Here is a 4,867-nt window from a genome sequence, read left to right as displayed (position 1 = left end):
AACTGCTGGTTTCAATTCAGAAGAAGTTACGCTTGTTCGTAATAACAATGGTGCTGGTGTTAGAGGCGTTTTCTATTGTGATAGCCCTTGGCTTTGCCCGACATGTGCACCTCGTCGTGCTGCTGAACGTGCAGAGAAGGTCCAGACAGTTTTTTCAGCTACAGAAAAGAAAAAAGGTCGTATCACATTTGTTACTCTGACAGTGGGACATACTAAAAATCATAGTTTATCTGAATTAAAACAGGCCGTTACATCTGCTGGAAGTCTTGCTCGTAAAGGTAAGCCTTGGAAATTAGCGCAAGACAGATATGGCATTGTTGGGACATTGGTTAGCCCTGAAGTCACGTATTCAATTAAGCACGGTTGGCATTACCATCTCCATTTAGCTCTTATTGTTCTTAATGATGATGATGAAAAAGCCCATGAAGCTGGTGAGTGGCTTATTGGTCGATATATGAATTACATCAACAAAATGGGCTTTAAAACTTCAAGAAAAGCACAGGATGTTACCGTTGTTTGGAGGCAGGAGGATCTTGCCCAGTATATGGCTAAGGGGTCGGCCGCATGGGAAGTTGCATCTGCTGGTGCAACCAAAGATGCAGCTAGAGGCAGTCTTTCACCATGGGATTTGGCTGCATTAGCAGGCAAAGGTGACAGTGAAAGTGCCAATCTTTTCTTGGAATATGCAGACGTTATGCCAGGGACAAAATCCTGCGTAATTACAAAGAAAATTGCCGATATTTTGGAAATTTCTGCTGATGAGGAAGAGCCAGAAGGTCATACCGAAGAAGTAGAAAATGACGACGAGATTGTGGGCGTTATGCAGCCTTCTCGTTGGCATAGGATTTTACGTAATGGTTATGCAGCAGATGTGTTGAAAGTTACGTCTGCTGGATGGAAATGGGGAGATATTGATAATTTAATCAGTCGAATGTTAAATGAGGGTGAGGCAAATTATCACACATCTAAAGAAAAAGTCGAAATTGTTAAAGAACATAAATTATCAGATGATGAATTTATTGATAAAGTTCGACTTGCATATTATCGTTTAACTGGTGGCAAGAAAACTTATGGTCGTGCAGTTCAGGTAGCACTTGATGAAGAACGATCTTATGCTGTTAAGTATGATAAGGTTTTCATATTGCCAGATTTAAAGAATGTCATGTCAGTATTGGGTGACTAAAAGCCTTCCGCAGGAACCCTCGGAGAGCGGACCTTGCTTGCAAGTGGTAGTCCGTTACTACAATTTGATTTTTTCCTATACTTGGCCAATATTTTTATCATCTTATTATAGGTGGTAAACAATGGCATTTCAATTTATACATTTAGAAACATATTCTCGTAAAGCTAACAAAAAAGGTCAGTCAACTTCTTTTATATTTGATGAGGCAGACCGAGTTAAGGCTTGTTCGGTTCACGTTGAAAATCCGCTTCCAGCTAAGAAGATTTTTGGCTCATCGATTTCAGAATTGAGAGCTATGCATGATGATATGTGTGCATCTGCAAAGATGGTCAATTCTAAAGGTCAGGAAAGAGGGCTTAGGATTGATCAGAATACGCTTTTGACCGTTATAGCGTCTCATCCCCTTACGCCTGCCGAATGTGCTTCTGATGCCGATAAAATGGCGGAATATGAGGCATGGGAGAGAGAAACGGTTGGTTGGCTTCAGAAACAGTATGGAAGCGAATTAAAGAGTGTCGTTAGGCACGAGGATGAGGGCTATATGCATATTCATGCTTATGTGCTTCCAGACGATCTTAAAGCGTTTGATCTGCATCCTGGTGTTAATGCCAAGCGTAAAGAAAAGGCTGCTGCCTTAGAGCGTGGTGAGGATGGAAAAACCGCCAATAAGTTGGGTGATAAAGCATATAAGGAAAGTATGCGAGATTGGCAGGATTCATATTTTGAAACCGTAGCCGTGCGTCATGGTCTTACTCGTTTGGGGCCAAAATTGAGAAGGCTTTCTCGTGCTGAATGGCAGCGAGAAAAGAAGCAAGCTCAATCATTAAAGCATGCGATTGCTCGCTCTAAAAAGCTTGATGCAAAAATTGCAGAAAAGAGTGAGAAGGCTAAACAGAGTTATGATAACCATATATCACAATTGCTTACTGGTATAAAAGAAGTTAAGTCAGAATTGCACTTAGAGCAGTCGAAATTAAATGTAATAAATTCAAATTTAACAAAAGCGCAAAATAAATTAAAGAAAGTTGTTAATGATACTTCTAAAGCTGAAAATACACTCAAGGAATTTATTTCAAAGGCTCAAAAGTTATCAAAATATACTAAGTTTTTGAATTTTTGTGTTAATGTAATCAAGGGGAATGGCATTCGTGCTTCTGTTGCCAAAGAATATGAAGGCAAACTTCAAAATTTGTCGTCTGTGAATGCGTCTTTTGAGGGTAAATATCAGTCAGCAAAGCAAGAAAGAGATAAACTGAAGCGAGATTTGAAGAATGCAGAAGCTGCAATTAATCAGATAAAATCGGAGAAAGATGCAGCTTTGAAGCATCAGAGAGAGAATGACCTCTCCACTTCACAAAACACCAAAAAACGCTATGCCGGGCATGAAGGCTTCCGTCGATAGGGTTGATATTTTTTGCCATGACATAGACTGATTTAGTGTCAGGTCAAATGACCTGACCGTGGGCGAAGCCCAAAACAGTCATGGCAAAAAAAGTCACCGAATGGCAAGGTTCCGTTACTATTATTTTCATCGTTCGCGTAGCGGCAATCAGAGACAAGTGGCTCTGATTGAGATAAGAAAATAATCGTAATGGAAAGCCAGAGTGTTACCCATCGACATAACGACATGCATGATGACAGTCATAGGATCAAATATGACAATAAATTTGACATATAAAGAGTTGTCCGAGCGTTTAAATATCAAGCTTTCGTCTGCAAGGCGGCTTGTGATGCGAAAAAAATGGATCAGATTGAAGGGAAATGACGGGGAAACTCGAATTTCTATTCCTGAGAATTTTTTTGACAGTCGTAATGACATGCATAATGATAATCATGATGACGCGCATGATGACAAAAAAGACAATGAAATTCGGGTTTTAAGCGAACGGATTGAAGGTTTGGAGAGGTTGGCCGCTTCTGAAAAAATGCGTGCTGACGCTGCCGAAAAAGACCGTGATAGGTGGTATGAAGAAGCAAAAAAATCGATATGGAAGAAGTTGTTTAGCTGAATTTATATAAAGATGAATATATATAAATATATATAGATAAATAAACATAAAGATAAATGCAAACAACAAAAAAGCCCACTAGGGAGTGAGCTTTTAAGAAGAGATAGCTATTTATTTCCATTCTTCGTATATTTTAGTTCCTCCTGGACCCATATTTTGCAGGGTGCATATTGTTCTTCTTTCATATCTCGTATTTTGGAATGGTACACTTACAGTATATGGCACGTTTTCTGTATAAGCCACATTTTCAGTATATTGAACGCTCACTGTATAAGGAACGCTAACAGAATATGGCACTTGTCTTGTTTTTGTGACTTCTCTAACATCGACTCTTGTTTCTACATCTGATCCTGCTGCCTTAAAACTACATTCATTTGCAAAGTCTGCAAAATTATTATTATCATTACTACATTTATAAGATGCTGGATATGGAACATCTACATCATAGGTATAGTTTTCATAAGCTGTATATGGCTCATCTCTGTACCTAGTTTCATCCCTATACCTAGTTTCATCTCTATAACGCACTTCATCTCTATATTTAGTTTCCTGCCTATATTGTGTTTCTTGTCTGTAATCTGTGAATTCCACAGGAAATTTTACGTCTACAGTTTTACTGCATACTAAAGCAGCTAAAGCATTTGATGCATATAAAGTGCTGATTGATGCAGAAATTAATATGATTTTTAAAGTTCTTTTCATTTTAAATTACTCCTCGTTGAAATTAATAGGAGTATTATTTGTTCAATATCCGAATTATTCAAATTTATTTATTTATAAAGATAATTAAAGAGGAATATATATAAATAAATAGACATAAAGAGAATTAAAGATAAATTCAGACAACAAAAAAGCCCACTAGGGAGTGAGCTTTTAAGTGGTCAGAACATGATGATCTATTAACAAAAGGATCAAAACCTAAATCATCAACGCTTAGATGATTATGTGTGGCGTATAAGCATGTGGCAATAGCCGGCGAAAATAACCGGCGAAACTGTACGATTTGCTTTTTGCCGCGAAACACATCAATATGGTTAAATGAAAAAAGGCGCTGACTGTAATCAGCACCTTTTTAATAAACCGCTCAAGAAGCCAATAGCTTGGTCAGCAACTTCAAGAGCATATGTACGAGGATCAATATAATGATGAAATTCATTAAAATCAAGCTGACCGCCCCAATTATGGGAATCGGTCATGACAAAAAATCTTAATAGCCTTTCCCCCACGTTCACGACTGGCTTTAAACGCTCATTAGCAGCGAATTATAGTGCATCTCTAAAATCTAGAACTGTTAGCCACGAGAAGTCTTTAGACGCTTCCAGTGACGCTTTTTATGACCTTTTATATGGTGGTGGTGGCTCTGTTGATGGTCTGTCGTTAGCTCCCGCAAGCCCATCGGGCGCGCAGCTTGATAAAATAGACGATAGGGTGACACCTAGAGGGGATGAAGTCACCAAAAAGTCAGTAAACATCGATATAAAAGACAGTAAGCAAATCTCACGCTGGCGTTTAAAGCATACTGTTTGCAATATTTTTAGGGGTGTTGAATCCGAAAAAGTTCCTGGTGTTTGTAAGTGTGGAACTGCTGGTTTCAATTCAGAAGAAGTTACGCTTGTTCGTAATAACAATGGTGCTGGTGTTAGAGGCGTTTTCTATTGTGATAGCCCTTGGCTTT

The 4,867-nt window shown here is 38.6% G+C and carries 5 protein-coding genes; 4 read left to right on the top strand and 1 reads right to left on the bottom strand.

The window, feature by feature from the left end:
- From J2782_RS22725 to J2782_RS22715, 3 genes are all read left to right on the top strand, one after another.
- Positions 1-1,183: protein rep (locus tag J2782_RS22725; protein ID WP_310016432.1), on the top strand; the 1,183-nt coding region annotated here is incomplete at its 5' end.
- Positions 1,184-1,304: 121 nt separating this feature from the next.
- Entirely contained in the window at positions 1,305-2,585 is a 1,281-nt protein-coding gene (locus tag J2782_RS22720; RefSeq protein ID WP_310016430.1) for a hypothetical protein, read from the top strand.
- A gap of 253 nt (positions 2,586-2,838) precedes the next feature.
- Positions 2,839-3,192, top strand: a complete 354-nt coding sequence (locus tag J2782_RS22715; protein WP_310016428.1) for a hypothetical protein — start codon at positions 2,839-2,841, stop codon at positions 3,190-3,192.
- 111 nt (positions 3,193-3,303) lie between these two features.
- On the opposite strand, the gene J2782_RS22710 is transcribed toward J2782_RS22715, so the two are convergent.
- Positions 3,304-3,894 (bottom strand): hypothetical protein, encoded by a 591-nt coding sequence (locus J2782_RS22710; RefSeq protein ID WP_310016426.1) that lies wholly within the window; start codon positions 3,892-3,894, stop codon positions 3,304-3,306.
- Between the two features lie 492 nt (positions 3,895-4,386).
- Between J2782_RS22710 and J2782_RS22705 the strand changes: the two genes are divergently transcribed.
- The coding region (locus J2782_RS22705) for a hypothetical protein (RefSeq protein ID WP_310016424.1) at positions 4,387-4,867 on the top strand (481 nt) is incomplete at its 3' end.

Source organism: Brucella pseudogrignonensis, assembly GCF_031454375.1.
Taxonomy (GTDB): Bacteria; Pseudomonadota; Alphaproteobacteria; order Rhizobiales; family Rhizobiaceae; genus Brucella; species Brucella pseudogrignonensis_A.
This window is presented reverse-complemented; position numbering and strand designations above follow the sequence as displayed.

What these genes read in the sequence shown, in the direction of transcription:
- J2782_RS22720 (WP_310016430.1), top strand. Translation starts at nt 1,305, where the DNA reads ATGGCATTTCAATTTATACATTTAGAAACATATTCTCGTAAAGCTAAC.
- J2782_RS22710 (WP_310016426.1), bottom strand. Translation starts at nt 3,894, where the DNA reads ATGAAAAGAACTTTAAAAATCATATTAATTTCTGCATCAATCAGCACT.
- J2782_RS22715 (WP_310016428.1), top strand. Translation starts at nt 2,839, where the DNA reads ATGACAATAAATTTGACATATAAAGAGTTGTCCGAGCGTTTAAATATC.